This is a genomic window from Nocardia miyunensis NBRC 108239 (assembly GCF_001613065.1).
GTDB classification, from domain to species: domain Bacteria; phylum Actinomycetota; class Actinomycetes; order Mycobacteriales; family Mycobacteriaceae; genus Nocardia; species Nocardia miyunensis.
Window position 1 is genome coordinate 1 of record NZ_BDBQ01000009.1, and the last position, 20,399, is coordinate 20,399.

The 20,399-nt window shown below is 68.0% G+C and carries 18 protein-coding genes, 1 pseudogene and 1 riboswitch; of the genes and pseudogenes, 4 read left to right on the forward strand and 15 right to left on the reverse strand.

The window, feature by feature from the left end:
* From NM2_RS04450 to gcvP, 7 genes are all read right to left on the reverse strand, one after another.
* Positions 1 to 810: MSMEG_0567/Sll0786 family nitrogen starvation N-acetyltransferase (locus NM2_RS04450; protein ID WP_157120877.1), on the reverse strand; the 810-nt coding region annotated here is incomplete at its 3' end.
* 2 nt (positions 811 to 812) lie between these two features.
* On the reverse strand, positions 813 to 1,871 hold the full coding sequence (locus tag NM2_RS04455) for an MSMEG_0568 family radical SAM protein (protein ID WP_067664373.1): 1,059 nt from the start codon (positions 1,869 to 1,871) through the stop codon (positions 813 to 815).
* Positions 1,868 to 3,160 carry an MSMEG_0569 family flavin-dependent oxidoreductase gene (locus tag NM2_RS04460; protein ID WP_067664375.1) on the reverse strand — a complete coding sequence of 431 codons (1,293 nt, stop codon included), beginning with the start codon at positions 3,158 to 3,160 and terminating at the stop codon, positions 1,868 to 1,870. Before NM2_RS04460 ends, NM2_RS04455 begins: the two co-directional genes overlap by 4 nt.
* Positions 3,157 to 3,462 (reverse strand): MSMEG_0570 family nitrogen starvation response protein, encoded by a 306-nt coding sequence (locus NM2_RS04465; protein WP_067664377.1) that lies wholly within the window; start codon positions 3,460 to 3,462, stop codon positions 3,157 to 3,159. Before NM2_RS04465 ends, NM2_RS04460 begins: the two co-directional genes overlap by 4 nt.
* Entirely contained in the window at positions 3,455 to 4,351 is an 897-nt protein-coding gene (locus NM2_RS04470; protein WP_067664379.1) for a carbon-nitrogen hydrolase family protein, read from the reverse strand. Before NM2_RS04470 ends, NM2_RS04465 begins: the two co-directional genes overlap by 8 nt.
* Before the next feature lie 30 nt (positions 4,352 to 4,381).
* Entirely contained in the window at positions 4,382 to 4,906 is a 525-nt protein-coding gene (locus tag NM2_RS04475; protein WP_067664380.1) for an MSMEG_0572/Sll0783 family nitrogen starvation response protein, read from the reverse strand.
* Between the two features lie 275 nt (positions 4,907 to 5,181).
* The gene (gene gcvP / locus NM2_RS04480; RefSeq protein WP_439956836.1) at positions 5,182 to 8,013 is read right to left on the reverse strand and encodes an aminomethyl-transferring glycine dehydrogenase; all 2,832 of its coding nucleotides are present in this window, start codon (positions 8,011 to 8,013) and stop codon (positions 5,182 to 5,184) included.
* Between the two features lie 162 nt (positions 8,014 to 8,175).
* A riboswitch (glycine riboswitch) is annotated at positions 8,176 to 8,271 on the reverse strand.
* Positions 8,272 to 8,490: 219 nt separating this feature from the next.
* Between gcvP and NM2_RS04485 the strand changes: the two are divergent.
* A pseudogene (locus tag NM2_RS04485) lies at positions 8,491 to 9,192 on the forward strand (PP2C family protein-serine/threonine phosphatase); the annotation flags it as partial.
* Positions 9,193 to 9,236: 44 nt separating this feature from the next.
* Here NM2_RS04485 and NM2_RS04490 read toward each other — a convergent pair.
* From NM2_RS04490 to NM2_RS04515, 6 genes are all read right to left on the reverse strand, one after another.
* The gene (locus NM2_RS04490) at positions 9,237 to 9,848 is read right to left on the reverse strand and encodes a MerR family transcriptional regulator (RefSeq protein ID WP_067664384.1); all 612 of its coding nucleotides are present in this window, start codon (positions 9,846 to 9,848) and stop codon (positions 9,237 to 9,239) included.
* Positions 9,849 to 9,999: 151 nt separating this feature from the next.
* Positions 10,000 to 10,473 (reverse strand): bifunctional nuclease family protein, encoded by a 474-nt coding sequence (locus NM2_RS04495; protein WP_067664386.1) that lies wholly within the window; start codon positions 10,471 to 10,473, stop codon positions 10,000 to 10,002.
* Between the two features lie 82 nt (positions 10,474 to 10,555).
* Positions 10,556 to 11,323, reverse strand: a complete 768-nt coding sequence (gene ftsR, locus NM2_RS04500) for a transcriptional regulator FtsR (RefSeq protein ID WP_174575604.1) — start codon at positions 11,321 to 11,323, stop codon at positions 10,556 to 10,558.
* 46 nt (positions 11,324 to 11,369) lie between these two features.
* Positions 11,370 to 11,846: an oxoglutarate dehydrogenase inhibitor Odhl gene (odhI, locus tag NM2_RS04505; protein WP_040823302.1), complete on the reverse strand. Its 477-nt coding sequence runs from the start codon at positions 11,844 to 11,846 to the stop codon at positions 11,370 to 11,372.
* Positions 11,847 to 12,024: 178 nt separating this feature from the next.
* On the reverse strand, positions 12,025 to 12,423 hold the full coding sequence (gene gcvH, locus NM2_RS04510) for a glycine cleavage system protein GcvH (protein ID WP_067664390.1): 399 nt from the start codon (positions 12,421 to 12,423) through the stop codon (positions 12,025 to 12,027).
* Between the two features lie 48 nt (positions 12,424 to 12,471).
* The gene (locus NM2_RS04515) at positions 12,472 to 13,095 is read right to left on the reverse strand and encodes a CDP-alcohol phosphatidyltransferase family protein (protein WP_067664393.1); all 624 of its coding nucleotides are present in this window, start codon (positions 13,093 to 13,095) and stop codon (positions 12,472 to 12,474) included.
* A 155-nt stretch (positions 13,096 to 13,250) separates the two neighbouring features.
* On the opposite strand from NM2_RS04515, the gene NM2_RS04520 reads away from it, so the two are divergent.
* Positions 13,251 to 14,945, forward strand: a complete 1,695-nt coding sequence (locus NM2_RS04520; RefSeq protein WP_067664395.1) for an FAD-dependent oxidoreductase — start codon at positions 13,251 to 13,253, stop codon at positions 14,943 to 14,945.
* Positions 14,946 to 15,225: 280 nt separating this feature from the next.
* Positions 15,226 to 16,104, forward strand: a complete 879-nt coding sequence (locus tag NM2_RS04525; protein ID WP_245717836.1) for a nuclease-related domain-containing protein — start codon at positions 15,226 to 15,228, stop codon at positions 16,102 to 16,104.
* Here the strand turns inward: NM2_RS04525 and NM2_RS04530 are convergent.
* The gene (locus NM2_RS04530; RefSeq protein ID WP_169816101.1) at positions 16,086 to 16,727 is read right to left on the reverse strand and encodes a phosphatase PAP2 family protein; all 642 of its coding nucleotides are present in this window, start codon (positions 16,725 to 16,727) and stop codon (positions 16,086 to 16,088) included. The two genes, NM2_RS04525 and NM2_RS04530, sit on opposite strands and share 19 nt — an antisense overlap.
* A gap of 63 nt (positions 16,728 to 16,790) precedes the next feature.
* On the reverse strand, positions 16,791 to 18,722 hold the full coding sequence (locus NM2_RS04535; RefSeq protein WP_067664399.1) for an acyl-CoA dehydrogenase family protein: 1,932 nt from the start codon (positions 18,720 to 18,722) through the stop codon (positions 16,791 to 16,793).
* 265 nt (positions 18,723 to 18,987) lie between these two features.
* On the opposite strand from NM2_RS04535, the gene NM2_RS04540 reads away from it, so the two are divergent.
* Complete coding sequence (locus tag NM2_RS04540) at positions 18,988 to 20,391, forward strand: threonine/serine exporter family protein (protein WP_245717852.1); 1,404 nt, start codon at positions 18,988 to 18,990, stop codon at positions 20,389 to 20,391.
* Positions 20,392 to 20,399: the final 8 nt, after the last annotated feature.

Consider the following 20,399-nt stretch of genomic DNA (forward strand, 5'->3'; position numbering starts at 1 on the left):
GGCGACCGCGTCGAGCAGCCCGACCGGGCGCGCGCCCATGGCCGCGAGGTCGTTGACGTTCACCAGCACCGAGCACCAACCGGCCCACTCCGGGTCACGCTCGAGCATCGACGGCAGGATCGCATCGCATGCCGCGATCACCTGTGTGCCGGGCACCGGAGCACCGTCGTCGCCGCGGAAGCCCGCGGAGCCCAAGCCGTGCGGCTGCCGCAGGAACGGTGTCAGCAGCGCGCCCAGCGGAGCCTTGGTGGCGTCGACGGCATGCTGCACGAGTCCCACCGGCCACCGCATGCGCCGGTGCGCGCGGCCACCGACGACCGGACCGGGACCGGTGTCGTCCCAGCCCAGCCGCCGGAACAGGGCGACATGGCGGTCCTGCACGGTTGCGTCGAAACGCAGCGCGCCCGCCGATTCGACGTGCGCGCACGCCGCGCGCACGAGCGCCGCACCGACACCCCGGGCGTGCCGGGTCTCCACGACAGCGAGCCTGCTACCCGACCACCAGCCGATATCCGCGCCGGTGGCCGGATCGCGGTGCGACACCAGCCGGACCCCGCCGAGCACCGCGCCGTCCGGCGATACCGCGACGAGGGTGATCGTCTGCGGGTCGGCATCGAACTCGTCGAGATCCGTTCGCGCGAAAAGCTTTTGCCGCTCGACGAATTCGCGGTGACGCAGCCGCAGATGGTCCCGCCGGGTCCGTGCGTCCGCGACCGTGACGATGAATTCTGGTCGGCGGACCCGAGGCTCCCCCGCCAGAATCGACAGAACCGCGGGCGCGGCAGCCGGATTCGAAGTGCCGTCCTGCATGATCAGGCTCCCATCACCTGGAGCAGGCTGCACGCTCCGCACGCCGCGCAGCCCGCCCGCTGAGCGTCACCGCGCATGCCGATCCGGAGCAGATGGTCCGCCACCGCGCGGGTCACCCGCTCGAGCACCATCGGATCCGGCGCCGTCGCCCGGTCGACATCGACGGCCAGGGTTCCGGCGTGCGGGCGGAAGGGCACCACGAACGGATATACCCCCGACTCCGCCAGATCGATTGCGCCGGTGATCAATTCGTCCGGGTCCTCACCGAGACCGACCAGCAGGTAGGTCGACACCCGGTTGCGCCCGAACACCCGCACCGCCTCGGCCCAGGCGCGGCGGTATTCGGCCAGTGGCACGGTCGCCTTGCCCGGCATCCACCGCCGCCGCACCGCGTCGTCGAGGGACTCGACGTGGATGCCGATGGCATCGGCCCCCGCCGCCCGCAGGTCGGTCAGGACCGACAGTTCCGCGGGCGGCTCACATTGCACCTGAACGGGCAGGTCCGGCACCGCCTCCTTCACCGCGCGTACGCATCGGGCCAGGTGGCGCGCGCCGCGATCCGGACCCGCCGAGGTGCCGGTGGTCATCACCATCTGGGTGACGCCGTCCAGATCGACTGCGGCGCGGGCGACTTCGGCGAGTTCGGCGGGTTGCTTCACCGCGGTGGTGGCTCCGGCGCGCAACGATGCCTCGATCGAGCAGAATCGGCAGCGCTGATCCTCCCGGTACCGGATGCAGGTCTGCACCACGGTGGTCGCGAGCACACTGCGGCCGTGCAGCTTCGCGATCTTCTCGTAGGGCACGCCGGCGGCCGTGCGGCGATCGTAGAACCGCGGCCGCGCCACCGACGTGACCTCGATGCCCGTGTCGGTGCCGTCGAACAGCACCCTGTCTCCGTCGAAGACGTACGGGCTGTCGGGGTTTCGCGGCACCGCCGCGGGCAGGCCGTCGATCAGCAGATGACCGTCGTCGCTGGGACCGGCGCCGCCGGTACGGTGCACCGGTGGTGTGCCGCGAATGCCGATGAGCGTCAGATCCACTCGGGTCGAGGGAGCGTTCACAGCCGAACTCCGTTCTCGGGCAGGATATCCGGCACCGTCGCCGTGGACAGGGCGGCGACGACGCTGTCGGCGACGTACTTCGCGTCCCGGTCGATGCCCAGGAAACGTCCCGAGCCCCAGGTGTGCATCCAAGGCAGCCCGACGAAGCTCAGCCCGGGTACCTCGGTGATGCCGCGGGTCTGCATCGGGCGGCCGCCGCCGTCGAACGCGCTCGCCTCGATCCAGCGGTAGTCGGGCCGATAACCGATGGCCCACACGATGCTTCGCACATTCGCCGCGGCGAGGTCGAGCCGGGTGGGCTCGGTGTCGGGGGCCCAGACCGGCTCGTAGCGGTACGGCGGCGGCGCGTCGATCCCGGCTCGGATGATGTAGCGATCGATGTCCGAGCAGATCGAGTTGTACACCGCGTCGGCCCGGTCGAGTGCCGCGCTCAAGGTGGGCGCGAATTCCAGCTCGGTGTCCTTGCCACCGATCAGCGTGCCGTACAACGCCATTCCCTCGACGGCGAAGCGGCGCAGATCCACGTCCCGGCCGCCGTCGCGGCCGGTGACGTAGTGGTTGGTCTTCTCCTGCGCCGCTTTACCGCCCGGAAACTGCTGGGCGGGCGTGTCGTACACACCCATGTCGGCCAGCCAGGTCATGCAGTCGCGGCCACGGTAGAAACGCGCCACTCGCGGCGCGCTGCCCACGGCCAGGTGCACGGACCGCCCGGCCAGGTGCAGATCCTCGGCGATCTGCGCACCGGACTGCCCGGTGCCGACTACCAGCACGGCCCCGTCGGGCAACCGCTGCGGATTGCGGTACTGCTCCGAATGAATCTGTGCGACAGCCGGATCGAGCGCGGCGGCGAACGGCGGCAGGATCGGCAGCGGATATCCGCCGGTCGCCACCACCACCTGCGCGCAGCGAAGCGACTCGACGCCGGTCACGGACTCCAGGGTCAGCTCGAAACCACCTGCGGTACGACGCAATCGACTGACTCTGGTGTGCGTTCGCAGCGGCGGGTCGAACGTGCCGAGCCATCCGGCGAGCCAGTCCACGACCTCGTCCCGGGTCATGAACCCGTCCGGGTCGCCGCCCGCGTAGGCGTAACCGGGCAGTCGGCAGTGCCAGTTCGGGGTGACCAGGGTGAAGTTGTCCCACCGGGTGTCGGCCCAGGCGTGCATCGGCGTCGAGGACTCGACCACCAGATGCTCGATCCCGGCCCGGCCCAGATACCAGCTGACCGACAGCCCGGCCTGCCCCGCCCCCACCACGACGACCGGTACGGAATCCGCCACCGCGCTCATGGCAGCACCTTCTCGGGCAGCGGTGGTTCCAGCGCGACGACCTCGACCATCGCGTCGGCGGGGAAAGCCTCTGCGGTGCAACGGATCTGCTCCGCTGTGGCCCGAGCCGAGGTGCAGGCGAAACCGAATTTCGCCCGCACCCGCTCGGTCGCATGGTCCAGCGCGGTGACGGACCGGTGGACGAAATCGCCCACGGTGTATTGCGTTCCGGCCGTGAGGAAATCGTGAACGACCAGGCTCGGCGAGTAATAACCCACCGGTGCGCCCTCGGGCCATCGAACGGTGAACGTCATCTCAGGCATGAGCGACCTCCCGCCAGGGCGCGGCGGCGGTGTCCGCGGCGACCAGCGGCCCGTACACGTCGGGCCTGCGGTCCCGCAGGTGGAACATGCCCGCCCGCATGGTCCTGAAGGTGCCCTCGACATCGACACGGGCGACCGCCAGCCCGCTGTCCAGGGCGGTGGTGGCCAGCACATTGCCGCCCGGATCGACGATCTTCGCATTGCCCACGTACCGCAGCGAACCGAAGGAACCCGACTGGTTCGACGCCACCCAGAACACCTGATTGTCCAGCGCCCGAGCGGTATCGAACAGGTTGAACCGGTACGTCCACCGGTCATCCTGTAGATTCTCCGCGGTCGCGGTCCGCGCCGCGGGCCATGCGGACAGACTGGCGATGATCTCCGCGCCCTCGAGCGCCATCATCCGCGCGGCTTCGGGAAACGCCTTGTCATAACAGATCTGCAGCCCGACCCGCCCGACCGGCGTGTCGAAGGCGCCGTAACCGTCACCGGCCGCATAGGACATGTTCTCGCCCAGCGGCTGATGCACTTTGCGGTAGCTGCCGTAGATCCGTTCCCCGTCCAGCAGAACCGCTGCGTTGTAACGGGTTTCGCCGTCGCCGCCGAGTTCGCAGAAGCCGATCGCGACGACCATGTCACCCGCGATCGAGCGGACCCGGGCCAGTTCCGGACCGTCGAGCCGGATCGCCGGCGGCAGTGAGCGTGTCGTGGTTTTGACGGTGTCGCCGTGATTGCCCAGGCTGGAGAGATAGCCGCCGATCGCGGCTTCGGGAAAGACCAGGAAATCCACATCGCGTCGCCTTGCCTGTGCGACGAAGTCGGCGATGGTGGCGAAATTCTGTTCCAGGTCCCGGGTGAAGTTGGCGGCAACCGATCCGATGGTGACCATGGTGTACCTCGTTACCGAAGAAGTGCCGGATCACACCATGTAGGTGGAGTTGATGATCGCGCCCTTGCGCGCGTAGTGGATGACCGCGTCCTGCACGTCCAGCGGATGCGCCGGGATGACGCCGGTGATCAGATCCTCTTCGCGAGCGCCGTGCAGGGCCAGGCCGAATCGGCAGCAGAACACCGTGCCGCCCTCGGTGATGAAGGTCGCCAGCGCGTCGTTGATATTCTGCTCACCCGGAAATCCGGAATCACCGGTCTTCGGAAATCCGCGGGTGGCAAGGCAATTCAGCGCGCCCGGCCCGTAGAAATAGATCGCCGACTCGAAGCCCTTCCGCAGCGCACGCGTCGCCTGCAGAACCGCCACGAACGCCACCGAGGACTCGTGGGCGATGCCGTGGACCAGGGTGAAATAGCTCTCACCGTTCTCGGCCTGATAGTCGGGAAATATCTTCGTGCCCCCGTACAGATTCGAACCGGCGGGCAGCGAGGGGTGCGGAATCTCGGCGAGGGACTTCTCGATATTCTCGGTGATGGTAGCGTCGAATACGGACATGGGGCACTCCCGGAATGGTGGAGAACGGCAGTACGATTGCCGTCGAGTGATATCGGACCGCGCGTCGTTGCGAAGACGAAGCCGGATCGCGGAACGATCCGATGCTGTAGCTGTTCCGGCTACGCTTAGATTTCACGCTCGCCGCATTGCGCAATGGTTACCGATGGAATAAATGCCCCGGCGAATTCCGTAACATGGTGTGCCCCGAGCCTCTCCGGCCGAGCGGCGCGAGATGATCCGCGCCGGTTACAAAACCGGAGAGGCGCCCGGTGCGATCAGTCCCTGTAGGCGTCCAGGGGCGGGCAGGCGCAGACCAGGTTGCGGTCACCGTACGCACCGTCGATGCGGCGGACGGAGGGCCAGATCTTGGCGCGCGCAGCGCCCAAACCCTGTGGGTAGACCGCGGTTTCGCGGCTGTAGGGGTGGGTCCATTCGCCGACCAGGCAGGCGGCGGTGTGCGGTGCGCCGCGCAGGGGGCTGTCCTCGACCGGCCAGGCACCCTCGGCGACCTGGTCGATCTCGGCCTTGATGGCGATCATCGCGTCGACGAAGGCGTCGAGTTCCTCGAGATTCTCGCTCTCGGTGGGCTCGACCATCAGCGTGCCCGCCACCGGGAAACTCATCGTGGGAGCGTGGAATCCGAAGTCCGCCAAACGTTTCGCCACATCGTCGACGGTGACGCCGGTGCGCTTGGTGATCTCGCGCAGATCCAGAATGCATTCGTGGGCGACGACCCCGTCCGTACCGGTGTACAGCACCGGGAAATGCGAATCCAGCCGCCGCGCAAGGTAATTCGCCGACGCGATGGCGGTCAGGGTGGCGCGGCGCAGGCCGTCCGCGCCCATCATCCGGATATAGGCCCAGGTGATCGGCAGGATCGAGGCCGAACCGTAGCGCGCCGCGGAGACCGCGTGCGAACCGGCCTCCAGCGGATCGCCCGGCAGATACTTCGCCAGATGTTCGCGCACCGCGACCGGGCCGACGCCCGGACCGCCGCCGCCGTGCGGAATGCAGAAGGTCTTGTGCAGATTCAGATGCGAGACGTCACCGCCGAACCGGCCCGGACGGGCAAGTCCGACAAGGGCATTCAGATTGGCGCCGTCCACGTAGACCTGACCGCCCGCGTCGTGGACCAGGGCGCACAACTGCGCGACCTCGTGCTCGTACACGCCGTGCGTGGACGGATAGGTGATCATGATGCAGGCCAGCCGATCGGCGTGGTCGGCGATCTTGGCACGCAGATCGTCCAGGTCGACGTCACCGTTCTCGCGGCACTCGACCACCTCCACGCGCAGCCCGGCCATCGCCGCCGACGCGGCGTTGGTGCCGTGCGCACTGGAGGGAATGAGGCAGGTGTCGCGCCGGGCGTCACCGCGATCGAGGTGATAGCGCCGAATCGCCAGCAGCCCAGCGTATTCCCCCTGACTTCCCGCGTTCGGCTGCAGGCTGACCCGGTCGTAGCCGGTGATGGCCGCGAGCCAGGTCTCCAGATCCTCGACCACCCGCAGGATGCCGGGCGCGTCCTGGACGGGCGCGTACGGATGCATGCGGGAGAACCCGGGCCAGGTGATCGGCTCCATCTCCGCGGCCGCGTTGAGCTTCATGGTGCACGAGCCGAGCGGAATCATGCTGCGATCCAACGCGATATCCTTGTCCGAGAGCTGTCGCAGGTAGCGCAGCATCGCGGTCTCGGTGTGATACCGGGTGAAGGCCGGATGCGTCAGATACTCCGACCGGCGGTTCTCGATGGCGGGCAGCGGCTCACGATCCGAATCCACTGTCGCACCGAAGGATTCGAGCACGATACCCACGTGTTCGGCGGTGGTCGCCTCGTCGCAGGCCACCGAGACGTGGTCCGCGTCGACCAGGCGCAGATTCACACCGCGCCCCTTCGCCTTACCAACCACGGCCTCCGCACCGCCGGGCACCCGCACCAGCACGGTGTCGAAGAACCGTTCGTGCACAACGGCTTCCCCGAGTCCGGCGGCCAACTCCTCGGCGTGCCGATGCACCTGCCGCGCGATGGCGCGCAACCCGTCCGCCCCGTGATAGGAGGCGTACATCGCGGCCACGATCGCCAGCAGGACCTGCGCGGTGCAGATGTTCGAGGTGGCCTTCTCCCGGCGGATGTGCTGCTCGCGGGTCTGCAGCGCGAGCCGGTAGGCGGTGCTGCCGTCGGCGTCGACGGACACCCCGACCAGGCGGCCGGGCAGCTGGCGCGCATGGGCGGTGCGCACCGCGAGATATCCGGCGTGCGGCCCGCCGAATCCGAGCGGCACCCCGAAACGCTGTGTGGTGCCGAAACATACGTCCGCACCCTGTTCCCCCGGCGGCGTGATCAGCGTCAGCGCGAGCAGATCCGCACCGGCGGCGACCAGCGCGCCTCGCTCGTGCGCGGCCTCGATCAGCGCGGTCCAGTCCACGATGCGTCCCGATGCCCCGGGCGTCTGCACCAGCACACCGAAGAATTCACCGTCCGGCAACCGGGGCGGGCTCGTGGGCATGTCACTGCTCAGATCCGCCTCGACGATCTCGATACCCAGCGGCTCGGCGCGGGTGTACAGCACGGTGCGGGTCTGCGGGAACAGATCGGCATCGATCAGCAGCCGCGCGGACTTGCTCGTCCGGTTCGCCCGTCGCAGCAGCGTCATCGCCTCGGCGGCGGCGGTCGCCTCGTCGAGCATGGACGCGTTCGCCACCTCCATGCCGGTCAGGTCCGAGACCATCGTCTGGAAGTTCAGCAGCGCCTCGAGCCGGCCCTGGCTGATCTCCGGCTGATACGGCGTATAGGCGGTGTACCAGGCCGGATTCTCGATCAGATTGCGCACCAGCACCGGCGGGGTCAGCGTGTCGTAGTAGCCGAGCCCGATCATCGAGGTCGCGACGGTATTGGAATGGGCCAGTGCGGCGAGTTCGGCGAGCACCTCGTGTTCGGAGGCGGCCGGAGGCAGCACACCGAGCCCGATGTCCGCGGAGTCGTCGAGGATGGCGGCGGGGACCGCGCGTACGGCCAGATCGTCCAGCGATCGCACACCCACGACGTCGAGGATCTCGGCGAGCGCGGTGGAATCTGGACCGATGTGGCGATCGGCGAAGGGACGGGTCACGGTATCTCCCAGGGGTCGGGCGGCGTCGACGGCTGGTCGACAACGTCGGGCCCTCCCCCTCTGTCGTGGCGCCTGAGAGATTCGGGGCACGCGCGCGGCGGACCCTTTCCCCATGGGCGGCTGGTCCGCATTGTGTGCGGCCAACTCTTTCCAGAGGCGCCCACAGCCCGCACGGTCCCTTGTGCCTGAGAGGTTGACGGGGAGGTGCTGCTCCTTCGGCGCCCGGGACGAACCCCGGAACTCTCCCGCACGGCATTGGCGCACTGCCAGTCTAATCGCCTCTGTGTGTCGCCTGTGTTTCCGTCCCGGCCCCTGCGACGCATCACACAATGATCACCACCGCCGCCACCGGTCTTTCGCGCGTAGCCGCTGTTCACCCACCCTGCTACGGTGAAATATGATGCGAAATTCGCCATGAACGACACGTCATCGGATCTGGTCGGTCCCCCTGAATTCCGGCGTTCGATAGGCGGCACTATGCGTTACGCGGTGCGTTCGGATCTGGGCCTGGTACGTGCGGGCAACGAGGACCGCGCCTATGCGGGCGCGCGACTGCTGGCGTTGGCCGACGGCATGGGCGGTCATGTCGGCGGCGCGGTGGCCGCCGGGCTGGCGATCGACGCACTGGCCGCGGTCGACGCCGAGACGATCCGGGATCACCCCGTCGACCTGCTCGACGCCGCAGTGCAGGCCGCGAACTCGGCCATCGCCGACCGCGTCCTGCGACAGCCCGACCTGGCCGGGATGGGCACCACGCTGACCGCGATCCTGTTCGGCGAAAGGGTGTTCGGACTCGCGCACATCGGCGATTCCCGCGCCTACCTGCTACGCGACGGGGAATTCACGCAGCTGACCCACGACGAGAGCTTCGTGCAAACCCTCGTCGACTCCGGTCAGATCACCGCCGCCCAAGCCGCCACCCACCCGCAGCGATCGGTCATCCTGCGGGCGCTGTCCGGCGATGACATCGAGCCGACACTGCTCACGCTGCGCGCCTGCCCCGGTGATCGTTTCCTGCTGTGCTCGGACGGGCTGTCCGATATGGTCCAGGATCCCGCCATCGCCGACGCACTGGGCCGAGACACCCCCGACGACGCCGCGGATACGCTCATCGATCTCGCGTTGACCGGCGGTGGACGGGACAACGTCACCGTCATCGTCGCCGACCTGACGGCCCTGGGCTGACCGAGGTCGACGTTCTCGACCTCGGGCCCGGGAAATCGTTAACCCGTCTTGCGGTTCTCACGCACCTTGCGGCGGAAGGCCAGCTCGTCCTCGGGACGCTCGGAGGCGGTGTGGCTCTCGGCCCGCTCGGCCGGGAACGCCGCGATCGCGCCGGTCAGCTCCCGCATCGCACCGCTGACCGCGATGCCGAACACGCCCTGCCCGCCCTGCAGTAAATCGACTACCTCCTCGGGCGAGGCGCATTCGTACACCGTCGCGCCATCGGAGAACAGGGTGATGCCCGCCAGATCCTCGACCCCGCGGCTGCGTAGGTGGTCGACCGCGATGCGGATGTTCTGCAACGAGATGCCCGCGTCCAGCAGGCGCTTGACGATCTTCAGGACCAGGATGTCCTTGAACGAGTACAGCCGCTGGCTGCCCGAACCGGTGGCGCTGCGAATGGACGGGACGACCAGGCCGGTGCGGGCCCAGTAGTCGAGCTGCCGATAGGTGATTCCGGCGACCTGACACGCACTCGGCACCCGATAACCCACCAGATCGTCGGGCACCGTGTCGTCGGGGAACAGTCCTGGTTGCACCACCGCGGCGGGCCGCGCATCTGCCGCCGTGGCGGGCCGCGCCTGTGATGTCTGCTGCGGTTGGTCTCCCACTGACTACTCCCTCACTGCATCGCCGAAGAGAACAACGGCCTAACTGTCGAGGCTACTCCCCCGATTGTCTCGACAGCACAGGCATGGAACCAAACTCCGCGCACGGCGTGTTTCTCGACCTCAACTAGAGGTCGAGAGCACATTCCGGGGTCTAACTGTCGGTCGCCTTGAAGTCGTCCGGGGAGACCGATTCGAGGAACTCCTTGAACTTCTCCACCTCGTCCTCGCGCTCGTCCGGCATCACCAGCCCCGCCTCGTCGAGCACCGTCTCCTCGGCGTAGATCGGGCAACCCACCCGCAGCGCGATGGCAACCGAATCCGAGGGGCGTGCCGAGATCCGTAGATCGTTCTCGAACACCAGATCGGCGTAGAAGGTGCCCTCCTGCAGATCGACGATCCGGACCTCCTTGAGGGTATGGCCCAGATCGTGGATCAGGATCTTGATCAGGTCGTGCGTCAGCGGGCGAATGGGTGTGACGCCCTCCTGCTCGAGGACGATCGCCGTTGCCTCTGCCTGGCCGATCCAGATGGGTAGGTACCGGTCACCGGACACCTCACGGAGCAACAGCACGGGCTGATTCTGAGGTTGCTCGACGCGGATGCCGATCACACGCATTTCAGTCATGACTCGCCACTGCCTCCCATACTCGCGGCCGTCCAGCGTGCCACTACGAAACCGGCCGTAACACCGAGTCTAGGCGAAGATTTCAGCCGCCGAGGGCAGCGCGCACCGACGTCTTCACCAGGCTCGTGTGCAAGGTCAGCGACAACGCCGCGAGTTCGCGCACTGTTTCCTCCGCGCGGGCACGCGCGTCGGCGTCACGACTCTTGGCGATGGGGGCCACGATCTGGGCGATCATCGCCGCCTCGCGATCGGCGGCCAGTTTGAACGCCCGAAGATGACGGGCCTCCAAACCGAACTCGCTCATCGCCTTGGCCGCGCGCGCCAGCGTCACGGCCTCGGCGTCGAAGTATCCGGCCGCGCCCGGAGTGATGAGATTCGCGCGGATCAACTCGGTGAGAAATTTCTCATCGATACCGGCCTGCTCGATCAGATCCGAACGCGCGATACGGATTTCGCTGTCGAACCGGAGCTCGTCCGATGTCACCTCACCGGGTACGACACCCAGCCGCCGGGGCGGGGACAGCGCGCCGCCGGGGCGGACGGACTCGGGCGCACGCCCTGGTCCGTCGGCCCCGTCCGCCCGGGCGCGCGCCTCGCGCACCCCGAGCGTCGCGGCACCGCTGTCGATCGCCTCGAGCTGCTCTTTGATCACCTTCAACGGCAGGTACTGATCGCGCTGTGCGGTCAGCACGAATTTCAGCCGCTCGACATCCGCGACCGAGAACCTGCGATATCCCGAAGGCGTGCGCTCCGGGCTGATCAGCCCCTCGGATTCGAGGAATCGAATCTTGGAGATGGTGATGTCCGGGAAATCCGGACGCAGCAGATCCAGCACGGAGCCGATCGACATACCTCCGCGGGTCCACTGCGCAGCGCCTGTCATTTCGTACCGGCTCCTACAGCGCGCCTGCCGCATCGCTCGCGGCGGGACGCGGACCGGTCAGGAACACCAACCGGAACTTGCCGATCTGCACCTCGTCACCGTTCTGCAGCTCGGAGGAGTCCACCGGTTCACGATTGACGTAGGTGCCGTTGAGGCTGCCCACATCCACCACCTGGAAGGTGTCGTCGTCCTGCCGGAACTCCGCGTGGCGGCGGCTCACGGTGACATCGTCGAGAAAGATGTCGCTGTCGGGATGACGCCCCGCCGACGTGGTCGGCTGATCCAGCAGGAATCGCGAGCCCGCGTTCGGGCCACGCTTGACCACCAGGAGGGCAGCGCCCGCGGGCAAACCCTCGACACCCTGCACCGGCTGTTCGCCGGTCTGCTCACCGGAGCGCGACGCGTCGACCTCGTTGAGGAAGTCAGCGCGGAATACCGACGTCGTCTCGGCCGCGCTCTCCCCGTAACCCGGGTCTTTGTTCTCGCTCACCCTTGCTCTCCTCCTCGAACCGATTATCCGTACAAGCATCCGATTCCGGCGTTGCCACCACCCAGCGCGACCGGCTGTCGCGCCCTTGGACATTCCAGCACCGGTCGCCGGTACATCTGTTGGCATTGACCGTACCCTGCCAGGGCGATCCCGTGCAGGTAGAACTGTGAAGGCCGCTTCAGCCCCCGATAACTCCTTGATAACCTGCGGCATCGAGCAGTTCACCCAGTGCTGTGTCCAGCGTCGCGGCGTCGGTTGTCTCCAACTCGAACAACCAGCCGTCTCCGTACGGATCGCTGTTGAGCAGCTCCGGCTCGGAGTCCAGAAGATCGTTCACCGCAACGACTTTCGCGCTCAGCGGAGCGTAGATGTCCGAGACGCTCTTGGTGGATTCCACCTCCGCGATGCCCTCGCCCGCCGGGGCGTCGCTGTCCACCGGGGGCAGCTGTACGAACACGATGTCACCGAGCTGCTGCTGGGCGTAGTCGGTGATACCGACCCGCACGCGGGTCGGGCCCATGCGCCCCACCCATTCGTGCTCCTCGGTGTAGCGCAGATCCTCGGGAAGGGCGGTCAATGCACATGTCCTTTCACGGGGCGTCCTTTCACGGGCGTGGCGATCACTCTAATCGCGGGGTGAGACAGGCGGTATGGCCGGTATCGAACGGGCCACCGCGAGGGCCTTGCCGAGATAGAGCAGTCCGGTCCAGATATAGACTGCCGTGCCCCAGATCAGAAATGCCCACCCGAAGGCACGGCCGAAACCTGCCAGCGGCCAGTGCATCTCGCCCGCCAGCAGCCACGGCAGCGCCGCCATCAGAGCGAAGGTCGCGGCCTTGCCGAGATAGATCACCTCCGGCGGATCCAGGTGGCGGCGGCGGTAGACGGGGAGTGTCGCGGCCAGGATCAGATCGCGACCGATCAGCGCGACCACGAACGGCCACGGCAGGATCCCGCGCAGCATCAGGCCGAGCACGGTCGCCACCAGATACAGCCGGTCCACGAACGGGTCCAGCAGCGCGCCCAGCCGCGAGTACTGGTCCAGCAACCGCGCGAGTTTGCCGTCCAGATAATCGGTCACCCCGCTGGCGATCAGCAGCGCGAACGCCCACCCGTCCGCCTTCACCCACAGCAGCCACAGGAAGACCGGCACCCCGATCAGCCGCAGCACGCTCAGCGCGTTGGGCAGGGTGAGGATGCGGTCCTCCCGCTGCGGTGCCGGTGGGACGCCACCGGATTGGCTCGTCACAGCCTGTTGCTTACCCGAATCGGCCCGGCGTCGCCATTCGGGCACGCCGGAGGGGGTACGCGAGATGCTCCGGGCCGGGTTCCGGGCCTTCGGCGCGGTGAGGAGAATGATCGCCGAAAGCGTTTCATGCGATATGCCCGTTCGAGAGGAAGACCATGCCCGACTTCGACTACGACGTCGTAGTGATCGGCTCCGGGTTCGGCGGCAGCGTGAGCGCGCTGCGGCTGACCGAGAAGGGGTACCGGGTGGCGGTCCTCGAATCCGGTCGCCGCTGGCCCGCCGAGGCCATCCCGAATACGAATTGGAATGTGCGCAAGTCGCTCTGGGCTCCCCGGCTGGGTATGACCGGTCCGCAGCGGATCAGTGTGCTGGGCAAGTGCGCGGTGTTCTCCGCGGCCGGGGTGGGCGGCGGTTCGCTGATCTACGGCAACACCCTGTACGAGCCGCTGGCGAACTTCTACGAGGACCGGCAGTGGGCGCACATCACCGACTGGCGCGGTGAACTCGCGCCCTACTACGACCAGGCCAAGCGCATGCTCGGCGTGGCCCCGAATCCGCGCACGACCCCGGCCGACGAGGTCATCCGCGCGATCGCCGACGATCTGGGCGTCTCGGAGACCTTCCACCCGACCAACGTCGGAGTCTTCTTCAACGAGCAGGATCCCGGCGCCGAGGTCGACGATCCGTACTTCGGCGGAGCCGGACCGAGCCGCAACGGCTGCGTGCACTGCGCGCGCTGTTTCACCGGCTGCCCGCACAACGCCAAGAACACCACCCCGACCAACTACCTGTACCTGGCCGAACAGGCCGGGGCGCACATTTTCGAGCTGACCACCGCGAGCAAGGTCCGGCCCATGATCGGCGGCGGCTACGCCATCGAGACCGGACGCTCGGATCGCTGGATTCGCAAGCAGCGCAAGACATTCACCGCCGAACAGGTGGTGTTCGCCGCGGCCGCGCTCGGCACCCAGAAGCTGCTGCACAAGATGCACGACGAGAAGGTGCTGCCGCATCTGTCCCCGCGCCTGGGCGAGCTCACCCGCAGCAACTCCGAGGCGATCCTGAACGTGGTCAGCCGCGACCGGCACGATTTCGCCGAGGGCATCGCGATCACCTCCTCGATCCATCCCGAACCGGACACCCACATCGAGGTGTGCCACTACGGCAAGGGCCAGAACGCGCTGTTCCCGATGTCGGTCCCGATCGTGGACGGCGGCGCGTTCCGGTTCCTGCGCTTCCTGCTGGCCATGTTCACCCAGCCGATGGTGTTCCTGCGCAGCCTCAACGTCCGGCACGCCTCGGAGAAGTCGGTGATTCTGCTGGTCATGCAGTCGCTGGACAATTCGCTCACCTCGTTCCGGCGCTGGGGCAGGCTCAAGACGAAGCAGGGTACGGGCGCGCCGAATCCGACCTGGATCCCGATGGCGCACGAAGTCGGCCGCCGCTTCGGCGAGAAGGTCGACGGCGATGTGCACGGCCTGGTGATGGACGTGTTCAACATCCCCGCGACCGCGCACTACATCGGCGGCTGCGTCATCGGCGAGAGCCCCGACACCGGCGTGGTCGACCCGTACCAGCGCGTCTTCGGTCATCCTGGCCTGCACATCGCCGACGGTTCGGCGGTCACCGCGAACCTGGGCGTGAACCCCTCGCTCACCATCACCGCGCAGGCCGAGCGGGCCATGGCGTTCTGGCCCAACAAGGGCGCGCCCGATCCGCGCCCGGCTCTGGGCCGGACGTACCGCCGCATCGAACCGGTCGCCCCGATCCAGCCGTCCGTCCCGGTCTGGGCCCCCGGCGCACTGCGTCTGCCGATCACCCCCACCGGTCCCGCGGTGCCCACCGCCTGAGCGGCGACGGCGAACCGGCGTTGCCGATGCGGCCACCGCCTCCCCGGACATCGCATCACATCAAAGGGCGGCGACCAGCACCACGTCCGACCGGAATTCACCGGTACCGACAGCGAGATGCCAACTCCCCCAGGCCCGCACCGCGCGAGCAGCCCGCGGCCGGGGCGGCGAACACGCCGCAGGGAAGCCGCGGCAATCGGGCGCAGCAAACCCGTGCGGCACTTATGCTTTGCGGTGACGAGTATCGACGGGAAAGGGCGGGTCGCCAATGCTCGTGCGTGTGCAGAACTCGGCGAGCACTCAGGCCGAGCGGGTACTGATCGATTGGTTGCGCACCTGGAAGGGTCCGGGTGATCCGCACGGCGTGGCCATGGTCAATTGCAGTCTGTTCTTCGAAAAGCAGCTGCACCAGTTCGACGCGATCGTGTGGACGCCGACCAGCTGCGTGGTCATCGAGGCCGAGGCGCTGGTGGAACATGTGTCCGGAGAGCTGGAAGTGCCGCTGGACGGCCCCTGGCGGGTCGGTAGCCAGGTGGTCTCCCTGGAGGGCGGGCGACGCAATCCGCTGGACTCCTCGCGTGCGCACACCTATGCGTTGCAGGGCTGGCTGGCCGACCGGGGACTCGGACAGCGGGTGGTGCAGGGCGTCGTACTGGTGGTGCCGCCGCGGGGGTCGAGCGTGCGCCTGCGGCAGCTGTGGAGCGATCCCGGACTGCAGGTGGTGGTCGGCGACCGGCATCAGCACCTGGCCGAGTACCTCGACGCGCTGACCTCCATGGGACGCGCCCAGTGGACGACCAACGAGGTGGCGATGGCCTTCCGCGGGCTGAATCTGCTCCCCTACCTGCCCTCGCCGCAGGATCTGGTCGCCGAGGGCTTCGGCGGCCCGGTGGACACCACGCTGTGGCGCGGCGGTCCGCAACAGGCGCAGGCCGAGTCCTTCCGCGAGGAGATGACTCAGCTCGAACAGGACGCGGCCAGACCGACCTCGATGGCCATGCCCTGGTACAGCCCGTGGGAGCTGTACCCCACCGAGCCGGGCGAGATGGATCTGCGGCAGGGGGCCAAGCGGATCGTGCTCGCGGTGGGAATGCTCGTCGCGGTCGCGTGGCTGCTGTGGTTCGTGATCACGGCCATCGTTCAGTTCGGTCCGGGCTGAACGGGATTCGCGTTCCGGCGCAGCGCGCCCGGGAGTATCGCGTACATCGCGGTCACCAGTGCGATGGCCGTGGCGGTGCCGCCGAGTACGTCGGTCGGATAGTGGTAGCCGAAGCCGATCATGCCGATCGCGATCGCCGCCAGTAGCACCAGAGCCAGCGTCGTCGCGCCGATCCGCAGCCGCGTCGTGGGCACGACGAGCACGAAAGCGGTTGCGATGGAGATGAATTGCACGGTGTGGCCGCTCGGATAGGCCAGGTAGTGGTGAAGATGCCTGTGCCACACGTACTTCAGCGCGTAGGTGTTGATCGCGACCGCGAGTTCCGGTGCCACCAGCAGGAATCCGAATCGCCACCAGTCCCGCCGCCAGGCGTACCAGAGCACCCCGATCAGCAGGACGGCCAGGACGACGGGCGCGTCGCTGGGCGTCACCAGTACCCGGAGAACGGTGTGGTGCGTGTCCAGGGCCGAGTGGATCCGGTCGTCCACGACCCGATCGAATCCGGTCGGCCCGCCGCCGGCCGGAAAGGCCAGCGGCAGCAGGACGGTGACCAGTATTGCGAGGATGACGACCGTCGCGAGCGGAACGATCCGATAGGACGGCAGAGCGGACACGCGTTTCACGGCACCGACCCTATCGACGCCCGTCCGCTCGACCTCTGCCGTACCGCGCCGTCGAGGCCCGATTCACTGCCCCTGGTGCACGCTCGCGTCGTCGAGCATGGCGGCGCGCAGGATGCTCTCGGGCACGCCCAGCGCCTCGACCAGGGTTGTCGCGTGCGGGCGCAGGCGGTCGACCAGCTCGTTGACCCCTCGACGCACGAGCTTGGCCCGGTCCACCGACATGAACCGGTGCATGATGTACCAGGCTTGGTTCTGCTCCAGCACGGAGTACACGTAAAGGTCGCAGACGGTGTCGGCCAGGGCGCGGGCCTGCTCGTCGTCGATATCGGCGATCCCCTCGATGAACGCCTCGAGCACCAGCCGCTCGATGTGCGCCTCACCGGCCAGCAGGATGTGGTCCTGGGCGTTGTTGAACGCCTCGAACGGCCCGGTCTCCTTGGCGCGAGCCTGCAACCGGTGCGCGGCGGTGCGCACGAGGTAGTCCTCGCGGTCCGCGAACAGCTGCAACTGCACCGCGCGACGGGACAGGTCGCCGTCCTCGAGCGAATCGCCGCCGCGGTCCCGCAGTCGCTGAATCAATTGGCGCACACCGGAACTCTCCCGCGCGACGTCCCGCGCCATGGTCGCGGCGAAACGCACCCAGCCCAGCGCGTCCAGATCGCGGACCTCGTCGGCGTAGGCGGTGAGCAGTTCCTTGGCGACCAGCTGGGTGAGCACCACGTTGTCACCCTCGAACGTGGTGAACACATCGGTGTCGGCCTTCAGCGTCACCAGCCGGTTCTCGGTGAGATAGCCTGCGCCGCCGCATGCTTCGCGACATTCCTGGATGGCGCGGGTGGCGTGCCGGGTCTGCGCGACCTTGAATCCGGCGGCCCGCTTCTCCAGTGCGCGCTGCGCGCCCGGATCCAGATCCTGGCCGGTCTGCACCAGATGCATCCGGCGGACCAGGTCGTTCTGCGCGAAGGACAGCGCGAAGGCCCGTGCGACATGTGGCAGCAGCCGGCGCTGATGACTGCGGTAGTCCAGCAGCACTACCTCCTCGCCGGTATCGGGATCGTCGAACTGACGTCGCTGCTCGGCGTACCGGACCGCGATGCTCAACGCGACGCGCGCGGCCGCCGCGGCCGCGCCGCCGACGCTGATCCGCCCGCGCACCAGCGTGCCGAGCGTGGTGAAGAAGCGCCGGCTCGGATTCTCGATATCGGAGCTGTACGTGCCGTCCGGGTCGACGTCGGCGTACCGGTTGAGCAGGTTCTCCCGCGGAATGCGCACGTGGTCGAACCGGATGCGCCCGTTGTCGACGCCGGGCAGGCCACCCTTGAGCCCGCAGTCCGAGGTCGTCACACCCGGCAGGTCGTTACCGTCGGCGTCGCGCAGCGGCACCAGGAAGCAGTGCACTCCCCGGCCCTCGCCGCCGGTGATCAGCTGGGCGAACACCGCTGCCATCCGGGCGTGCTCGGCCGCGCCGCCGATGTAGTCCTTGCGGGAGGAGTCGGTCGGGCTGTGCACGACGAATTCCTCGGTCGCCGGATCGTAGGTAGCGGTGGTCTCGAGGTTGGCCACATCGCTGCCGTGCCCGGATTCGGTCATGGCGAAGCAGCCCAGCAGATCCAGCGACATCAGCCGGGTGACCACGTCCTTGTGACGCTCGGTGCCCAGATTCTCCACCGCCCCGCCGAACAAGCCCCACTGCACACCGCTTTTCACCCACAGCGACAGGTCGGTGTAGGCGAGCATCTCCAGCCCGGTCACCGCGCCGCCGGGATCGGAGGTGCCGCCGTGCTCACGCCGGAATCCGCGCTCGGCGAGACCGAATTTCGAGACCAGCTGCATCTGCTCGAGCACCCGCGCCCGCGCGGCGTGATAGTCCAGGTCGGGATCCCCGAACAGACGCTCGTCGTCCAGTCGCGGCCGTGCCTGCTCGCGCACCTCGCGCCAGGGGCCGTCGAGCGCCGCGCGAAGGATGTCCGCTGTCTTGTTCCCTGGAGATGCCATGCCCCGACCCTAACGACCGGGTCCGGGCCACGCCCCGTGACCGGGCTCACCGCGAGGACGTGTCGAGTGTTCGTGTGGCCACACATCTGGGAGCCGAGCTGACACGAAGGCCCGGCACCCTCTACCTTGCATTGTGTGAGGGTACGGAATGCCGCCGAACCGTCTGCCGGAAGGCGCGGACGTGAGTGAGGAAGTAGAAGTCGAAGCCGCCGAGGAGGCGGAGACCCCGCGTCCGCGTCCGCGCTGGCGGCGTGCGGTCGATTGGGTGACCGACCGGATCGTCGCCGAGCGCATCGCCACCGTCGACGCCGTCGTCGAGGCGCCCGCGCCGCTGCAGCCGATCGATCTGTCCGACGACGCCGCCGTCACGCAGGTGATGGATCTGGCCGAACGGGTCGGCGAGGTGGTGCTCGCCTCGGGCACCGCCGTCACCGACACCACCACCCAGATCGAATTCGTCGCCGCCACCTACGGCTTGTCGCAGTGCGATATCGACGTCACCTTCAACTCGATCCGTATCTCGGCCGATCGCGGGCCCACCATGCCGCCGGCGTCAACCATGCGGATAGTCAATCACCGCACGCTCGACTTCACCCGCCTCGCCGCGGTCGACCGGCTCACCCGCCGCATCCGCCGTGAGGTGGTGCCGCCCGAGGACGCGCACGCCGCACTCGACGAGATCACCTCCGCACCGCACCCCTACAACCGCTGGGTGGCGACCGCGGGCTGGGCACTGCTCGCGGCCTCGATCGGCCTGCTGCTCGGCGGCGGACCGATCGTCGCCGCGTCCAGTTTCGTGGCCACCGCCGTGATCGACCGCACCAATCGCGCGCTGAACTACCGCGGATTGCCCTCGTTCTTCCAGGCGATCGTCGGCGGCGCGATCGCGACCGTGCCGGCGATCCTGCTCGCCACCTTCGCCGGTCGGGTGGAGACGAGTCCGTCGCTGATCGTCGCGGCCGGAATCACCGTGCTGCTGAGTGGATTACAGCTCGTCGGTTCGGTCGAGGACGCCATCACCGGTGCGCCGATCACGGCCGCCGCGCGCATGCTGGATCTGCTCATGATGACCGGCGGGATCATCGCCGGGGTAGCCCTGGCGCTGCGAGCGGCCGACATGTTGAACGCGGTGGCGCCGTCGATCGATATGAATTCCTCGGCGAATATCACCAATCTGCCGCTCAAGCTCTTCGCCGGTGCGCTGGCCTCGTTGGCCTTCGCTCTCGCCTGCTACGCCGAACGTCGCGCGCTGGCCGCCGCGGCGATCAGCGGTGCGGCGGCGACGCTGTGCTACCTACTGGTGCAGTACTCGAGCTTCGGGCCGGTGATGTCCTCGGGTGTGGCCGCCTGCGTGGTGGGTCTGGCCGGTGGTCTGATGGCCCGTCGGGCGCTGACTCCGCCGCTGGTCGTCGCGGTCGCCGGAATCACCCCGCTGCTACCCGGTCTGAGCATCTACCGCGGCCTGTCGGCCCTGCTGAACGATCAGCAGTCCACGGGTCTGAATCAGCTGCTCGCCGCATTCGGCGTGGGCTGTGCGCTCGCGGCCGGGGTCACCCTCGGTGAGTGGGGTGCGCGATTCCTGCGGCGGCCGCGAATTCTGCTGCGGTTCCGCGGGATTCACCCGCCGACGTTCGCCACCGGCGAGATCCCGGCCGTGCCGCCGAAGTGAGCGCGCGG